The organism is Bradyrhizobium mercantei (assembly GCF_001982635.1).
GTDB lineage: Bacteria > Pseudomonadota > Alphaproteobacteria > Rhizobiales > Xanthobacteraceae > Bradyrhizobium > Bradyrhizobium mercantei.
Window position 1 is genome coordinate 69,569 of sequence record NZ_MKFI01000010.1, and the last position, 17,008, is coordinate 86,576.

Annotated in this window: 6 protein-coding genes; all 6 read left to right on the forward strand. The window is 65.1% G+C overall.

Annotation, left to right across the window (positions count from 1 at the left end; translation table 11 throughout):
• The 6 genes from BI327_RS36345 to BI327_RS36370 all read left to right on the forward strand — a co-directional run bounded on the left by BI327_RS36345 (position 1) and on the right by BI327_RS36370 (position 17,005).
• Positions 1–1,395, forward strand: a complete 1,395-nt coding sequence (locus BI327_RS36345; RefSeq protein ID WP_076866185.1) for a filamentous haemagglutinin family protein — start codon at positions 1–3, stop codon at positions 1,393–1,395.
• 89 nt (positions 1,396–1,484) lie between these two features.
• Positions 1,485–2,030, forward strand: a complete 546-nt coding sequence (locus tag BI327_RS36350; protein ID WP_089025700.1) for an RNA polymerase sigma factor — start codon at positions 1,485–1,487, stop codon at positions 2,028–2,030.
• Between the two features lie 344 nt (positions 2,031–2,374).
• A complete protein-coding gene (locus tag BI327_RS36355; protein WP_076866187.1) occupies positions 2,375–3,028 on the forward strand; it encodes a TonB family protein in 654 nt (217 codons plus the stop codon).
• Position 3,029: 1 nt separating this feature from the next.
• A complete protein-coding gene (locus tag BI327_RS36360; RefSeq protein ID WP_083742369.1) occupies positions 3,030–3,593 on the forward strand; it encodes an RNA polymerase sigma factor in 564 nt (187 codons plus the stop codon).
• A 113-nt stretch (positions 3,594–3,706) separates the two neighbouring features.
• Positions 3,707–4,684, forward strand: coding sequence for a FecR family protein (locus BI327_RS36365; protein WP_076866188.1), 978 nt, complete (start codon positions 3,707–3,709; stop codon positions 4,682–4,684).
• Positions 4,685–4,846: 162 nt separating this feature from the next.
• Positions 4,847–17,005, forward strand: a complete 12,159-nt coding sequence (locus BI327_RS36370; protein ID WP_076866189.1) for a filamentous hemagglutinin family protein — start codon at positions 4,847–4,849, stop codon at positions 17,003–17,005.
• Positions 17,006–17,008 lie beyond the last annotated feature (3 nt).

The window sequence follows — 17,008 nt, forward strand, 5'->3', positions numbered from 1 at the left end:
ATGATCTCGGCCGGGCGCGACATCGTCTACGCCAACCAGCAGATCGCAGGTCCTGGCACGCTGATGATGACGGCGGGGCGCAACATCTACCAGGCAGACCAGGCTGCGGTGACGAGCCTCGGCTCGGTGGTCTCGGGTGATCTCCGCTCGGGTGCCTCGGTGCTGATGATGGCCGGTGCGGACGCGGCAGATTACAGCGCGCTGCTGCGCTACCTCGATCCGGCCAATCTGGCGGCGGCAAAGGTGCCGCTCGCCGACCAACCCGGCAAGGTGGTGAAGACCTACGAGAAGGAGCTGGCCGACTGGCTCTCGCAGCGCGACGGCTTCAAGGGATCGGATGCGGAGGCGCGCGAGCGGTTCGCATCGTTGCCACCGGAGCAGCAAGCGGTGTTCCTGCGGCAGGTCTACTATGACGAGCTGCGCGACAGCGGCCGCGAATACAACGACACCAACGGTCCGCGCGCAGGCTCGTATCTGCGCGGCCGGCAGGCGATCGCCGCATTGTTCCCGGATCGTGATGCCTCCGGTACGCCGATCGCGTATCAGGGCGATATCACGATGTTCGGCGGCGCCGGCGTCCGGACCATCGCCGGCGGCGGCATTCAGTTGCTTGCACCCGGCGGCCGAATCCTGCTCGGCGTCGAGGGCGTCGTGCCGCCCGCCTCGGCGGGCCTGATCACCCAAGGCGAGGGCGATATCGAGACCTATTCGAAGGGCAGCCTGTTGCTCGGGCTGTCGCGCATCATGACGACCTTCGGCGGCAACATCGTCGCGTGGTCGGCGGAGGGCGACATCAACGCCGGCCGCGGCTCCAAGACGACACAGGTCTATACGCCGCCGAAGCGCATCTATGACAGCTATGGACAGGTGACGTTGTCGCCCAGCGTCCCCACCACGGGCGCGGGTATCGCAACGCTCAATCCGATCCCCGAGGTGCCGCCCGGCAACGTCGACCTGATCGCGCCGCTCGGCACCATCGATGCGGGCGAGGCCGGCATCCGCGTCTCGGGCAACGTCAACCTCGCGGCGCTGCAAGTCGTCAATGCCGCGAACATTCAGGTTCAGGGCACATCGAGCGGCATTCCGACGGTGCAAGGACCGCCGGTCGGCGCGCTGACCGCGGCATCGAATACGACGGCGGCCTCGCAGCAGGCCGCCGCGCCGCCGCCATCGAACAACAACCAGCCTTCGGTGATCATCGTCGAGGTGCTCGGTTATGGCGGTGGCTCCGGTGAGGGCGATCCGTCATCGAACGACAGGCGGCGGGAGCCTCCGGCGGACAAGCAGAGCTACAACCCGAACGATGCCGTCAGGGTGGTTGGCTACGGCCCGCTCACTGGGGCTGACGCGATGGGGCTTACCGAAGAGGAAAAGCGCAGGCTCCTTTCGCGGTGAAGCCGCCGGAGCACTGCGGTCGGATGCTGCAGGAGAGACTAACCCTTGGGGCAAGCTGACCTGCTTCCCCGTGCTCAATGGGGAAAAGGGTGATTGGTGACAACCGAGCGCGGCTGAGCCGCGAACTGGTCGAAAACTATGAACGTCTCGTTGGTAGTTTGACACGGAGTCTGGGATCGACTGACATTGCCTATGATGCGCTGCACGAGACTTTCCTGCGGCTGGATCGGGTCAGCGATGCCGACACGATACGGAACCCCGTCGACTATATCTTTCGGATCGCACTCAATGTCGCGAAGGATGGTTGGAGGGCGCAAAGTCGTCGCGCCGGTACATCGGACGTCGATGAGTTGCTGGACATCAGGGACGATATGGCCGATCCCGCCCGAATCGTCGAAGCGCGCTCCGAAATTGCAGCCGTCAAACGTGCGCTGACGGAGTTGCCGGCGCGCACTCGCGAGGTTCTCTACCATATCTCGGTTGAGGGGCGGACGTCGCAGCAGGTTGCCGCTCAGCTCGACATAAGTGTTCGAACGGTTGAGAGCGACCTAAAGCTGGCACTGCACCATTGTGCCGACCGGCTTGACTATACGTTGCCGCGACGTCTCGGCGGACGGCGTTCCCGAGCATGGTGAGTCCAACCCGCGTCATTCGGCTCCCAAACTGACCCCTCATTGGGGCGGGTCTCTCGAGGTGGACAGGTGAGATTTGGCAATTGACCAGCGCAGTATATTTCTGCCGTGACGCTCAGCCCAGGAAGGGCGTCCGATCCGCCAAGAGGATATAAATCAAAATAATATCAATGAGCTAATTGCTGCTCGCGGCGTTCGGGACGCTAGGCTGCTGCCGAGGCGAAGGGGAGTGGCTCAGGTCGCGTGCGGACGCTATGGGATAGTCGGAGTTTCATTTGAGATAATGATGTCTGGATCTCATGCCGTGTCGGTGGCGTTTCTGGTTCGGCGGCCTTTTCTCCCTGGGCATGTTCTGGGCTTGTGCGGTATCGGCACAAACCGCGCAGCCGGCGAGCCAGGCCTGGTTCGACATTCCCTCGCAGCCGCTCGCATCGGCGCTTGACGCCTATTGCAAGACGACCGGCGTCGTCATCGCCTATAACGGCAATCTCGCGGTCGGGCGGGTCTCGAATCCGGTGAGAGGGCAGCTCGATCCGCAGCAAGCCATTCTGCTTCTGCTGAAGGGCAGTGGATTGGTCGCGGACTACACGGCATCCGATGCCGTCGTCGTCGTTCCAGCGCCGGATGAAGCTTTTGTGACGCGATCGCCATCGGCGATCGCGCAGGCGGCCTTGTCACAACAGAGCGCTATTGAACGGCGATATTCCGCGCTGCTACAGGAGCGGCTGAACAATGCCTTGTGCGCCGAGCGGGCGACGAGGCCCGGTACGTACCGGGCCGCAATCAGCTTTTGGATCGGGCCTTCCGGCAGCGTGACGAGGGTGAAGCTTTTGGGGACGACCGGCGATCCGCAACGGGATACGGCGATTGCGGAGGCGGCACGTCGCGTATCCGCGGGCGAAGCTCCTCCCGCGCAGATGACGCAACCGTTCACCATGGTTGTCCTGCCCCAAGCGTCCGGCGGCACCGTCGACTGTCCGCCGGGTGAAGGCGGCCGATAAGATGAGTGAGGACGAGAGGTCCGGCTCCTCGGATCGAGAGCCGGCCGCGGACAGCGAGAGTTCGCGAACGCTGCGAGCCCTGTTGATCGAGCGGTATCAGGACCTGAAGTCGCGCCTGGCACGTCGGCTGGGCTCGATGGAGTGGGCGGAAGACGCTCTGCAGGACACCTATCTGCGTCTGAACGGAAGGGAGATCGTCGGCGACGTTCGCAATCCGGCCGCCTACCTGCTGCGGTCTGCCTTCCATATCGCGCTGAATCAGCGGCGTGCCGACAACCGGCGCCTCGATGCCGGGGAGGTCGAGGCGCTGCTCAATCTTGCCGACGATGCGCCTGATGCGGTGCGCGTGATTTCCGGCCGTGCCGATCTCGAAAGACTGAAGCAGGTGATGGCCGAACTGCCGCCGCGCCCGCGGGCCATCCTGTTGGCCGCCCGGCTGGAAGGCCTGTCCAGGCAGGAGATTGCCCAGCGCTTTGGAATCTCCGTGAGCCTGGTCGAAAAGGAACTGAGGAGGGCGCAGGAACATTGCGTCGTCCGTTTCAAGAAAATCCGGCGTCCGGAGTAGAAAATTGTGCGGTTCGCATCGCCAGGAAGTGTCTATGTCACGGGAGGGCCGATGGTTTGGCCGCAGAGGGTTGCGACCGCAGTCCGCATCATGACCGGCAACATGCAACGTTGATGATTGATAGCAACCACCATCACGACGAGCTTTCCGTGCTGGAGCGCGAGGCCCACGCCTGGATTCGGCGGCTCACGTCCGGTGAGGCGAGGGCTTCTGACGCAGCGGCGTTGCAGCGGTGGTGCAGCCAGAGCCCAGCCCATGCGGCCGCTTTTTCCGAAGCCAGCCGATTCTGGAAGGCATTCGGCCCCGCCGGTCAGAGCCTGCTCGAGGACGAGAGGGCAACAAGCCGCCGCTCGCGCGCCAGGACGCTCATGAGTCGCCGCGCAGTCGTGGGCGGCGCGCTGGCGGCCGCCGCAGCCGGGATCATGGTGGTGCGCCCTCCGCTCGATCTGTGGCCGTCGCTGCTCGAATTGCGCGCCGACTTCCGCACCGGCGTCGGCGAGCAGCGTGAGGTCGCTGTGGTCGACGGCGTCGCGGTCCAGATGAATACCCGCACCAGCATCTCGCTGGGATCGGGAGGTGCCCCCGGCACGGTCGAACTGATTGCCGGCGAAGCCTCCTTCAAGGTTGCTGATCGGCGAGCGGAGACGTTCAGCGTGATAGCGGCGGGCGGAAGAACCACTTCGACCGAGGCGCAGTTCGATGTGCGCGTCGACGGGGCGAGCGTCTGGGTCACGTGCCTTGCGAACGAGGCGCATGTGGAGCATCGGACGCAACGGCTTGTCCTCAAATCCAGGCAGCGCGTGAGCTATGGCGACAGCGGATTTGGCGATGTCGTCGCGATCGACCCGTCGATTGCCGCCGCCTGGCAGCAGGGCCTGATCATCTGCAACATGATGCCTCTGGCGGATTTGATTCAGGAACTGAACAGATACCGGTTTGGCCGCATCGTGCTGCTGAATGCGGAGTTCGGGCGCAGTCCCGTCAATGGTCGTTTCAGGATCGATCGTCCCGACGAGGCCTTGGTTCAGATTGAGCGCGCATTCGGCATTCATGCCCGCACGCTGCCCGGCGGGCTCGTCCTGCTCTCCTAGGGCTTTTTGTTCGCGGCAATGCTTCGCTCGAACGATGACGCTCCGGCGCGGTGACACAAAACATTCATAAAATTCCCTTGAGGGTTTCGATGTCGGCGGGTGTCACGACAGTGAGCCAGCGGTCATCACGGTGATCGCAAGTCGGCTTAGTCAGGATTCCGAATGTTCGTCGCTCGTGTGATCTCCCGTGCATCGCTTGCTTCGCGGCAGCGGATCGGATTGGTATCCCGCTCCGCGCTGCTCGCCGGAACAAGCACGGTGGCCCTGCTGCTGACGGGAGTCGAGGCATCCGCGCGGCCGTTCGGCAGCTCCGCGACGACGATGTCGGCGCCGACGATCGCGAGCGACGCGGCGGCCGCCGCGGCACAGCAGGCCACCGACGTCGCCAGGCAAAGCCAAGGCGCGCTGACGCGGGCGACCCAGGCCATCCAGGCGCTACAGGCCGCGCAGTCCGCCGCACGCAACGCAGCCGCCGCCTCGCAGCGATCGAGCACGCTGCCGCAAGTGGCGGTGCCGAACGGCCTCGCGCCGGGCGGGCTCCAGGTTGCACCGGGTGCCACGCCCGGCTCGCCCCTTTGGCAAGGCGCGGCGCTGCCGAGCCAGACCGCAAGCAGCGGCCAGACCACGGTCACCGTCAATCAAACCGCGCCACAGGCGATCCTGAACTGGCAGAGCTTCAACGTCGGCAGCCAGACCACGCTGAACTTCAACCAGCAGGCCGGCACCTGGACCGCGCTCAATCGCGTCGTCGGCAATACCGGACCGAGCCAGATCCTCGGACGTATCACCGCGCCCGGCCAGGTGCTGGTGATCAACCAGAACGGCATCATCTTCGGCGGCGCGAGCCAGATCAATGTCGGCTCGCTGATCGCATCGAGCGCCAACATCGCCGACAGCCAGTTCCTCGCCAATGGCATCTATGCGGCCCAGAGCGGCAATGCCTATTTGCCGAGCTTCACCGGCGCCGGCGGCAAGATCGTGGTCGAGAACGGCGCGCTGATCACCACGAATGCGCCGTCCTCGGTCACCTCAGGCGGCGGCTTTGTGCTGCTGATGGGCACCGAGGTCGACAACGCCGGCGCCATCACCACGCCGAAGGGGCAGACCCAGTTCGCGGCCGGCGACGATTTCATCCTGCGCGCCGGTTACGGCACCAACGCCAATCAGAACTCGACCACGCGCGGCAACGAGATCGCACCGGTGCTGCGCGGCGGCAGCACCAGCGGCACGGTCACCAACACGGGCCTGGTGCTGGCCCAGCAAGGCGACATCACGCTGGCCGGCCATGCCGTCACCCAGGATGGCATCCTCGTCTCCACCACCTCGGTCAATCAGCGCGGCACCATCCATCTGCTCAACTCGGCGTCCGATGCCACCGGCAGCGTCACGCTGACCAACAACGGCATCAGCCTGATCCTGCCAGAGACCGATGCCGCGGCAGCGCTGGTTTCGGGCATCGATCCGAGCGCGACCGCGTTCAATTCGCAGCGCGACGCGCTGATCGCATCGGCAGGTCCTAATCAGCTGGCCATCGGCCAGTTCGACAATCTCTCGAGGCTGTCCGATCGTCCCGACCAGTCGCGGGTCGAGATCGTCACCGGTGGCACCATCGACTTCAGGAACGGCTCGCTGACCATGGCGCAGGGCGGCCAGGTGACGGCTTCCGCTGGCAAGCGCGTGCTCGCCGAAAGCGGCTCGGTCATCGACGTCTCCGGCACCGTCGGCACCGTGCTGCCGGTGTCCGCCAATTCGATCAAGGTCAACGTCCAGGGCAACGAGCTGCGCGACAGCCCGCAGAACCGCGACAGCGGCACGCTGCTCAACAGCAACATGTGGATCGATGCCCGCGATCTCACTTTGGTGCCGGCCGGCACCGGCGGCTATGCGACCGACCGCTATTACACCGCGGGCGGCCTGCTCGAGGTCTCCGGCTATCTGAACAACACCGGCCACAGGATCGGCGAGTGGACCGCGGTCGGCGGCACCATCACGCTGGCGGCGCCGGAGGTGGTGGCGCAGCAGGGCTCGATCTTCAATATCTCCGGCGGCGCGGTACAATATCAAGGCGGCTATGTGCAGCAGACGCTGCTGCTCGGCAGCGACGGCCGCATCTACAATGCAGACAGCGCCCCGGCCAACCTGACCTATGTCGCGCTGGCAAACGGCTTCGTGGTCAACCACGCGCATTGGAAGGTTACCGAGGTCTATCTCAGCCCGTTCGGCAAGGGCAGCACGCGCTGGGAGGACGGCTACACCGTCGGCCGCGACGCCGGCAGCCTCATTCTCGCGACCCCGACCTCGGTGTTCGAGGGCACGATCCTCGCCAATGTGATCAACGGCGAACAGCAGCTCGCCAAGCGTCCAGCCGTTGTCACCGACGGCTACAAGCTGACGCAGAACATCGTGCCGCTCGCCGGCACGCTGGCGCTCGGGCAGTACAATAGCTATGGCCTCGCCAACGCGTACAACACCGATGTGTCGTTCGGCAATTTTGCACCGGTTGCAGGCAACCTCGACCCGACCTCGGCGCTGCCGGCCAGTCGGCTCAACACGGCCTATTTCGATGCGCCGGCGCTCAACAGCTTCGGCCTCGGCGGCGTCAACATCAACACCGCGAACAAAATCGCCGTCAATGCGCCGCTGCAATTTACCCCGGGCGCGCAGGTCAAGCTGACGGCACCGACCGTCGATATCGCGGCCGACATCACCGCGCGCTCCGGCAGCGTCACGGTCAGCAATATTCTCAATGCTGCGACCGGCACGGTTGCACTGACGAACGCGACCGGCGGCGCAGCGCTGACGCTGGAGCCCGGCGCCGTGATCGATGCGCGCGGCGTGTGGGTCAATGCACAGGCCGACCCGAACAGCCTGTCGGGCCTTGGCTTCCTCGATGGCGGCAACGTCACCTTCAATTCCATACAAGACGTCACGCTCTCCGCCGGCAGCGTCATCGACGTGTCCTCCGGCGGAGCCGTTCTTGTCAACGGCAAGACGCAGGGCGGCAAGGGCGGCAACGTCACCATCATGGCGGGCCATACCCAGCAGAATGGCGGAACGCCGGGCGATGGAAATCTGGTTCTTGACGGCGCGATCCGTGCCTGGGGCGTCACAGGCGGCGGCACGCTGACGATCTCGACGCCCGGCAACATCCTGATCGGTGACAACGCCGAACTCGCGGGGGGCATCTTGCCGGCCGGCATGCCAGCGCCGGCTGCGGTGAAGCTGAAGCAGGCGTTGACCATTCCGGCGGGCCAACCGCTGCCGGCTGCGCTGACGCTCACCCTCACGAAAATAACCTTCGACACGCCGCTGCTTGCCGACGTGCCGCTCAGCGACACTCTGCCAAGCGGCCCGACCGGCGCCGATTGGTCGGTTCCGACCGGGCTGACGGTCTGGACGGACGGCGGTTGCTACGGCGGATGGCCCTGTGGGTCGTCGGTTGTGCCTGCCGGCTCGAACATCACGAGCTGGGCGGGAAATGCGGTCATCCCCGCCGGGAGCATCGTTCCCTCAAACGTCTTCCCGAACGGTCTTCCGGTCAGACCCTACCAGGTCACTTACGCAGCCGGAACGATTCAGTCCACGCCGATGACCTACCCGATCGGCAGCACGATTCCGGTCGGCACGGCGTTGCCGCAGACTGTGGCGATCGAGCCTGCGCCGGCGCTGCAATCCTCGTTCTTCACGGCCGGCTTCTCGAACTACGACATCAATGGCGGGCTGGGTGTTGTGGTGGCCAACAACACGGTGGTTGCGGCCGCGATGCCGGTCTACCGGTTCACGGCGAACAGCTACGCGGCACCTTCCGGCAGCGATCCATCGTCGGCGTTGACGCTGTGGACGCCGCCGCTGTTCACCGAGGATCGGTTCAAGGCCACGGTGAGCCAGCGGGGCGGCGTCAGCGTCACGCTGCGCTCGCTGATCAAATCGGGAACTGGTCCCCTCGTGAACGGCGGTGCTATCGTGGTTGGCGACGGCGCCTCGGTCAGCGTCGATCCGGGCCAGAGCATCACGCTCGATGCCTTCGGCCAGATCAGCGTGTTCGGCAGTCTCACCGCACATGGCGGCAGCATCAATCTGGTCAATGATGCCTACAGTTCGACGGCCGAGGTGGCCCGCAATTTCGACCTGAAGGGCAATGGCCGCGGTGTTTCGATCTGGATCGATGCTGCTGCCAAGCTTGATGTCTCGGGCCTCGCCTATCAGGCGACCGATACGACCGGACATCTGTTCGGGCGGGCGAGCGATGGCGGCTCCATCACCGTCAACGGCGGCGGCGCCTTCGTGATCCTGCGCCCGGGTGCCGAACTCAATGCCGATGGCACCCAGGTTGCGATCGATCTCGCGGCAGGGGGCGCGGCGTCGTCAAGCCGGCCGCAGATGACCACGACGAATGGCGGCTCCATCGCGCTGGCATCGCAGAGCGGGCTCTATCTCGAGGGCGATGTCCACGCCTTCTCCGGTGGTGGCAGCGCTGCCGGCGGCAACCTGTCGATCGCGCTCACCACGCCGAACTTCGACAACAACTCCTTCCCCAACGGCGTGGCACCCGCCAACGCCATCGTTCCGAGCCTGATGACCGTGGTGCAGTCGCGCCCGGATTCCCTGCTGCCGGCGGATCTCACCCCGGGCATGGCAGCGTCGCATCTGGCGTTTGGCCAGGCCACCGTGAGCGCCGACATGGTCAAGGGCGGCGGGTTCGACAGCCTGACGCTGACATCCGGCGACTACATGCGGTTCTCCGGCAATGTCTCGCTGGCGCTAGGCCGCAGCCTGACGCTGACGGCGGCGGCCTTCGTATCGGGCGCGCCGGTGTCCGGGCCAGTCGATTCATCAATGCCGGCCGCGACCGGCAGCGTGATGGTGTCGGCCCCCTACATCCTGTTTCGTGAAGCAACGGCCGTTGTCCCTGACGGGACAGCGAGCGGCAGCATCCGTAATCCCAGCGGTGCGGCCTTGCCGACCACGGCGACGTTCGAGGCCGATGCAACCCAGATCGACATCCAGGGCCTCATCGGATTCTCGGCGCGCTCGCCGAACGGCATGTTTGCGCCGGGATTCCTTACGACCAAGTTCGTCAGCCAGGGCGACATCCGCTTCCTGTCGATGCCCGGGGTGATCACCACCCAGTTGTCCACCAGCGGCAATCTCGAACTTCTTGCCGCACAGATCTATCCCGCAACCAACACGGTTGCGACCGTCATCGCTGGCAGCGGCAATTCCGATCCGACGACGACGCTCACCATCGGGCGCACCACCGATACCATTCCGGATGTGCCATACTCCGTTTTCGGCAGCCTCGCGTTCCAGGCGCCGGTGATCGAGCAGGGCGGCGTCGTCCGCGCGCCGTTCGGTCTCTTGACCTTCGGCCTGAGCTGGCCGGTCTTCACGCCGCACGTCGATCTGCTATCTGGCAGCGTGACCTCGGTCTCCATGGCCGGGCTGACGCTGCCCTATGGCGGCACGGTCGACGGCGTGACCTACAGCTACAACGGCGCCGCCATACGTCCGATCAGCCTGACCAATTTCGGCAACACCGGATCGCAATTCGGAATCACACTCGACGGGCAGTCGATCAACGTCGCGAGCGGCGCGATCCTGGATATGTCGGGAGGCGGCACGCTCACCGGCGCGGGCTTCGTCTCCGGACGCGGCGGCTCGGTCAATGTCATCAACACGCCGCTCGTCAACGCCAACCCCGCGACCCCGGTCAGCAAGGCGACCGACAAGGTCTATGCCATCCTCCCCGGCTATCGCTCCAGCTATGCACCGATCGCGCCCGAGAACGGCGCAGGCGATCCTGCGATTGGTCAGCAGATCACGGTGCCGTCCGGGGTTCCGGGATTGCCGCCGGGGACCTACACTTTGCTGCCGTCCAACTACGCGCTGTTGCCTGGCGCATACCGCGTTGAGCTCGGGGGCAGCACCACGACGCCGGTTGGCAGCCCGATCATGATCGGCAACGGCACCTACGCCGCTTCGGTCGCGACCGGCATAGCCAACACCACGATCAAGGGGAGCCTGCCGGTGACGGCGCTGATCACCGCAGGTGCCGCCGTTCGCAAATACTCGCAATTCAACGAGCAGGGTTACAGCGACTTCCTGATTGCCAGTGTGACCCAGTTCGGCGGTGTGCGTCCGTTGCTGCCGAGCGACGGAAAGACGCTGGAACTATTGTTCGAGACGCAGGACCCCGCAACAATCGGTGCGGCGCTGACCTTCAACGGGACCGCATTGTTTCAGGGCGCGCAAGGAGGGGCCGCCGGTCAGGCGGCGCTGATCGGGGTCGGCGAGATCTATGCCGACGTACCGACAGCCGGGTTCACCGGTGTCTCGGTTCGCGCCGCAGACATCGACGCGCTCAGGGCGCCGCGTCTGCTGGTCAATGGAACCGTCGGGATTTCGAACGGCACATTGACCCTCAATCCAACCGGAACCGACCTCTTCATACGGGATGGCGTTGCTCTCTCCGCCGGCGAGATGTTCCTGATCGGCAGCAACATCACCGTCGGCAACAACGTCACGCTCAGCACCATCGGACAAGGCGCAATCCCGTTCGATTCGGTGTCTACCGGCATGAGTTATGCGGCCAGCCAGTCCACGGTGCTGGCGCTGTCCAACGGAGACGTCAACTTCCTGCCCTCCAACATCGGCGGCGGCTCGATTACGATCGGCGCCAATGCATCGCTGTATTCCGAAGGAACGCTGGCGTTCGTCACCAACGGCGCTTCCACAATCGATCCGTCGGCTCATTTCGGTTCGAGCAACATCGCGCTTGCAGTCGGCACCATCAATATCGGCGACGCCGCTGCCATCGCCGCGACCGGGGCGCCCACCGGCTTGCTGTTCGATCAGGCGCTGTTCAATACGCTGGTCAATGGTGATCCCCTTCACAACGCACCGGCTTTGAAGACCATCACGCTGGCTGCGGCCAATTCGATCAACCTGTTCGGCGGTGCCGGCCTCGACGCCACCGGCAGCGGCGTCAACCTGGTGCTGAACACCTCGGCGATCTATGGCTACGGCGCGGCCGGCGACAATTCGACGATTGCGGCCAACAAGATCACCTGGAACGGTATCAGCGGCGCGACGCCACCGGCCATCGCCGCTGGTGGGCCGGGCACCGGAGCCGGCACGCTCAACCTCGTTGCCGACGAGATCGATTTCGGCCGCTTCGCCTCGCTCGACACATCGACCGCGAGCCGTGTGATCTACGGCTTCAGCAACGTCAACATCACGGGAAGCTCGCGGATTGTCTCGGCGGGCAACAGCAAGCTGTTCGTCTATCAGTCACCGAGTTCGGATCCCGCCGCAGTATTCAGCCAGAGCGGCACCGGCGGCAATCTGACGCTGACGACGCCGCTTTTGACCGGCGTGCAGAAGTCGATCATGGCCTATGACACCGGCGGCGCGCTCAATGTCGTCGCACCAGCTGGCATTGCGCCAAGTACGGCGAGCTCCACCGTGGCCGGCGCCGAGATCGACCTGAGCGGCGGCAGCGTCGCAATCGGCAGCACGATCCTGCTGCCGAGCGGCAAGCTGGTTGTCAACGCGGCGGGCGATATCGTACTCGGTGGCGCAAGCCGCATTGACCTCAGCGGTCAGCCGTCCACGATCCAGCGGGCAACGGTCTACGGCTTCGGCGGCACAGCGCTCTTCAACAGCGCGCAGGGCGGACTGACACAGCTTGCCGGCTCCGTGATCGATGTGTCCGCCACCAATGCCGGCGCTGGATCGATCAGCATCGCCGCGGTGAATGGACCGGTCACGCTCAACGGCACGCTCAATGGTGCGGCAACAAATGGCTACGCCAATGGCGACTTCAGCGTCACCACCGGCACGCTGTCCAGCCCGGATTTCGCGGCACTCAATGCGCTCTTGACCCAGGGCGGCTTCTTCGATGCGCGCGGCTTCGATATCAGGAACGGCAATCTCGTCGTCGGCGATGGCGTGCGCGCCAGCAACGTCACGATCGCCGTCGACAATGGCAGCCTGTCTGTCACCGGCACCATCGATGCGTCCGGTGCCGCGCCGGGCACCATCCGGCTCTCGGCCGGCAACGGGCTGACGCTTGCTTCGACTGCCGTGCTCGACGTTCACGGCACGGTGTTGCAGGTCGACAGTTACGGCCAGCCGATCGAGGCCAAGAACCGCGGTCATATCGAGCTGACCTCGGCCGGTGGCATGCTCACGCTGTCATCGGGCGCCACCATGGATCTCACCGCGCCGAACGGCACAGCCTATGGCGACGTGGTACTGAACGCGCAGCGCACCGGCGAAACCTCGGGCGACATCGCGATCAATGCGGCAGGTCCGCTCAACATTAAGGGCGCCTACAGCATCGCGCTCAACGCGTTCTGGACCTACAACCTGCCGGGGGGCAGCACGGTCACCCAGGCGACGCTCGACGGTTACGACACCGCCAGCACGTCCTTCATCAACGCGGCGCTCGGCAATGCGGGGCTGGCGACACGCGTTGCGGGTCTGTCGGCCTATGGCAGCGCCTATCATCTGCGGCCGGGCGTCCAGATCACATCGAGCGGCGACCTGTCGACGTCAGGCGATATCGACCTCGCCGGATATCGCTACGGCGCGGGCGCGGATCGTGATCTGAACTCCGCGGGTTACGGCGCCGGCGAACCGATGGCCCTCGTGGTTCGCGCCGCGGGCAATGTGGCCGTCAACGGGAGCATCTCGGACGGGTTCAAGTCGTCGCCCGGCCTGCCGGCCACCTTCACGATCTTCGACGTCACCCACAGCCCGTACTTCAGAAGCCGCACGTTCGGCGGCTACACTTACTGGTTCAACCAGCGGACCGACGTCTATGTCGTGAACGATTGGACCATCCCCAATGACGCCTTCTACAATTGGTGGATTAACGATTACTGGGGCAATCTGGTCGATACCAACAACAATTACTACAATCCGGGAGACACGATCCGGGCCGGCACGATCCTGAGCGCCAGCAACAGTTCCGGGTTTGCATTCGAGCCGGGCAACATGCCGACCGTCGCGATCGTGACAACGCCGGCAATCCCGGGGGCAGCCGCCACCGCGGCGGGCGCGCTGATGCTCGCCCCAGGTTCGCTCTCCGCGTCGATCCGCGTCGTGGCGGGCGCGGACCTCGCCTCGGCCGACCAACGCACGATGCAGACGACACAGGCGTTGAACGGACGCGGCAACCTGACGCTGAGCGATCCGGCCTACAATGCGTCGCGCAACGCCACGTTCTTCAGCGTATTGCGCACCGGTACCGGCAGCCTCGACCTGATGGCCGGCGGCAGCTTCAGCGAGGCCACGCCTTACGGCGTCTATACGGCAGGCACGCAATCGGCGCCGATCCTGGCCGCCGACGGCAGCAATCCCTACGATCTTGTCGGTGTCACCACCGGCGGCAATTCACACGCGTGGTATCCCGAGCACGGCGGCGACCTGTTGCTCACCGCGCAACAGGATGTCACCGGCAACATTCAGATCGCGGACAACAACATCCGCTTCGTCGATTCCAACCTCACCGCCAACTGGTTCCGGCTGCAAGGCGGCGGCGCCTCCGCCGATCCGGCCGCGTGGTGGATCAATTTCGGCTCGCTCGCCAAGACTTATGCCTACACGACCACCCAGCAGCTCATCGGCTTCCAGGGTATCGGCACGCTCGGCGGCGGCAATTTGACCGTGATTGCGGGCGGCAATGCCGGCGTCACGGGCAACGGCTCGACCGGCCTTGATCTGGCAGTCGCCTCGACCGGCCGTGTTCTTCCGGATGGCACGCTGGTCGGGACCGGTGGCGGCAATCTTGTCGTGAAGGTCGGCGGCGGTCTCAATCCGGTGGTGCCGACCACGCCTTTCGGAACGGTGTCGGACTATTACGGCTCGATCACCAATCTGCGCGGCGACGTCACGGTCAGCGCCGGAGCCGTCGGTGCACTTGCCCCGAACACCTGGGGCTCCTACCTGGTGTCCTACGATCCGCGCGCCGTCGATCCCACCGTCTTCAAGCGCTCGCTCAAGACGCCGGGTCCGCTCGTCATACCGGGGGACGGCAGCGTCAGCATCGTTACGCGCGGCGACCTCGTACTCGGCGGCGCGGGCGATGCCGGCATGGCGGCGTTGGTCGATCTGCACGGCATTGCCTACACGGTCCGCAACGCGGACGGCACCACGACGCTCAAGAGCGGCGGGCAATCGAACTTCACATTGTGGACGCCGGAGACCGCGATCAACCTTTACGCAGCGGGCGGTGATGCGGCCGTGTTGACCGGGATCTCCTCCAACAGCACCGGTTTCTTTCCGGGCACGCTGACTGTCGCGGCTGCCAATGGTGACATCCGGTTTGCAGAGCCCGGATATGGCGGAAGTAGTACGACCATCGAATTGATGCCGTCGCCGTTCGGCCAACTCGAACTGCTGGCGGCCGGCTCGATCTACGGGACAGCCCAGGTGGTGGCGATGTCCGGTGCGGACATGAGCACATTGGCGACGCCGTTCAATGCCGTCTTCAGCACTGGCACGGGTGGGGCTGGTGACAGCAACGCTTGGGCGAGCGCCGCTTTCCGGGACAACCCGCTCAATCCCATCGCTTTCGGCGAGGACATGCCCGTCTCCAACCTGCACGCAGGGGACAGCCAGCCGGCCTTGGTCTATGCGGGGGTCGACATCACCGATCTGACCCTTGGACAGGTGCTGCCAAAGACGCGAAGCTTCTCCTCGGGATTCACTCCCACCCACAGCACCTGGTACATCGCGGCCAAGCCGTTCGAGGTGATCGCCGGCCGCGATATCGTCGGCACCGGTCCGGTGCCCAGCGTGTTCCTGAACACCGGGCCGAACGACATCTCCCTGATGCAGGCCGGCCGCGATATCTTCTATCAATCCGTCACCGTTGCGGGCCCAGGCCTGCTCCAGCTGCAGGCGGGCCGCAACCTGTACCAGGGCTACTACGGCTCGCTGGTCAGCGTTGGCGATATCGTCAATCAATCCAACACCACGGGCGGTGCGGGCATCGTGACGATCGCAGGTGTCGGCGCCAGCGGCCCCGACTACGCCGATTTCGCCACGCTGTATTTCAATGCCGCGAACCAGCTTCCTGGCGACGGCCGGCCGCTCGCGGGCAGCGGCAAGGTGGCAAAGACCTACGGCGACGAATTGTACGACTGGCTGCGCGAGCGATTCTCACCAAGCCGGAACTATTCGCATGACGGCCAGCTCTACGTTTTCACAGGCACGAAGGACGATGCGCTCAGCTTCTTCCTGACTCTGCCGATGGAGCAGCAGGGCGTGTTTGTCCGCCAAGTCTACTACGCGGAGTTGAGGGAAGGCGGCCGCGAGTACAACGACAAGACCAGCAGCCGCTATGGCAGCTATCTGCGCGGCCGTGAGGCGATCGCCACGCTGTTCCCGGATCAGGGTACGGAAGGCAATCCGGTCAACTATTCGGGCAAGATCACCCTGTTCAGCGGTGTCGCCAAGAAGAGCGACGGCACCACGTATCTGGCCGATGCCGGCATTCAGACGCAATTCGGCGGCGACATCCAGATTCTCAATCCGGGTGGCCAGACGATCATCGGCGTCGAAGGCGTGACGCCGGGCGCCGGCGCGGGCCTGATCACGCAGGGGCGAGGCGACATCGACGTCTATTCGCTCGGCAGCCTGCTGCTCGGCCAGAGCCGTATCATGACGACATTCGGCGGCAACATCCTGGCGTGGTCCGCCACCGGCGACATCAACGCCGGCCGCGGTTCGAAGACGACGACGATCTTCACGCCGCCCAAGCGCACTTACGACCCTTATGGCAATGTCTCGCTGTCGCCGACCGTGCCATCGGCCGGCGCCGGCATCGCCACCCTCAACCCGATCCCGCAGGTGCCGCCGGGTGACATCGACCTGATCGCGCCGCTCGGCACCATCGATGCGGGCGAAGCCGGCATCCGCGTCTCGGGCAATGTCAACCTCGCGGCGCTGCAAGTGGTCAACGCTGCCAACATCCAGGTGCAGGGCACCTCGACCGGCATTCCTACGGTGCAGGGGCCGCCGGTGGGCACCTTGACCGCGGCGTCGAATACCACCGCCGCGAGCCAGCAGGCCGCGCCGCCGCCGCCAAGGAACAACGACCAGCCGTCGGTCGTCATCGTCGAGGTGCTCGGCTATGGCGGCGGCGATGGCGGGGCGCCGGATCCCGCGAAGGACGACCAGAAGCGCCGCATGCAAGACCGGCGCAGCTACAACCAGAACAGCGTTCTTCAGCTGGTCGGCAATGGTCCGCTTTCGGAGACGCAAAGGCAGGCGCTCACCGCGGAGGAAAGGGCAAGTCTCGAGACACGCTGAGGA

Bases quoted from the DNA above. Each gene is read 5' to 3' on its own strand.
- BI327_RS36345 (WP_076866185.1), top strand. From the start codon at position 1: ATGATCTCGGCCGGGCGCGACATCGTCTACGCCAACCAGCAGATCGCA.
- BI327_RS36355 (WP_076866187.1), top strand. From the start codon at position 2,375: ATGTTCTGGGCTTGTGCGGTATCGGCACAAACCGCGCAGCCGGCGAGC.
- BI327_RS36360 (WP_083742369.1), top strand. From the start codon at position 3,030: ATGAGTGAGGACGAGAGGTCCGGCTCCTCGGATCGAGAGCCGGCCGCG.
- BI327_RS36365 (WP_076866188.1), top strand. From the start codon at position 3,707: ATGATTGATAGCAACCACCATCACGACGAGCTTTCCGTGCTGGAGCGC.
- BI327_RS36370 (WP_076866189.1), top strand. From the start codon at position 4,847: ATGTTCGTCGCTCGTGTGATCTCCCGTGCATCGCTTGCTTCGCGGCAG.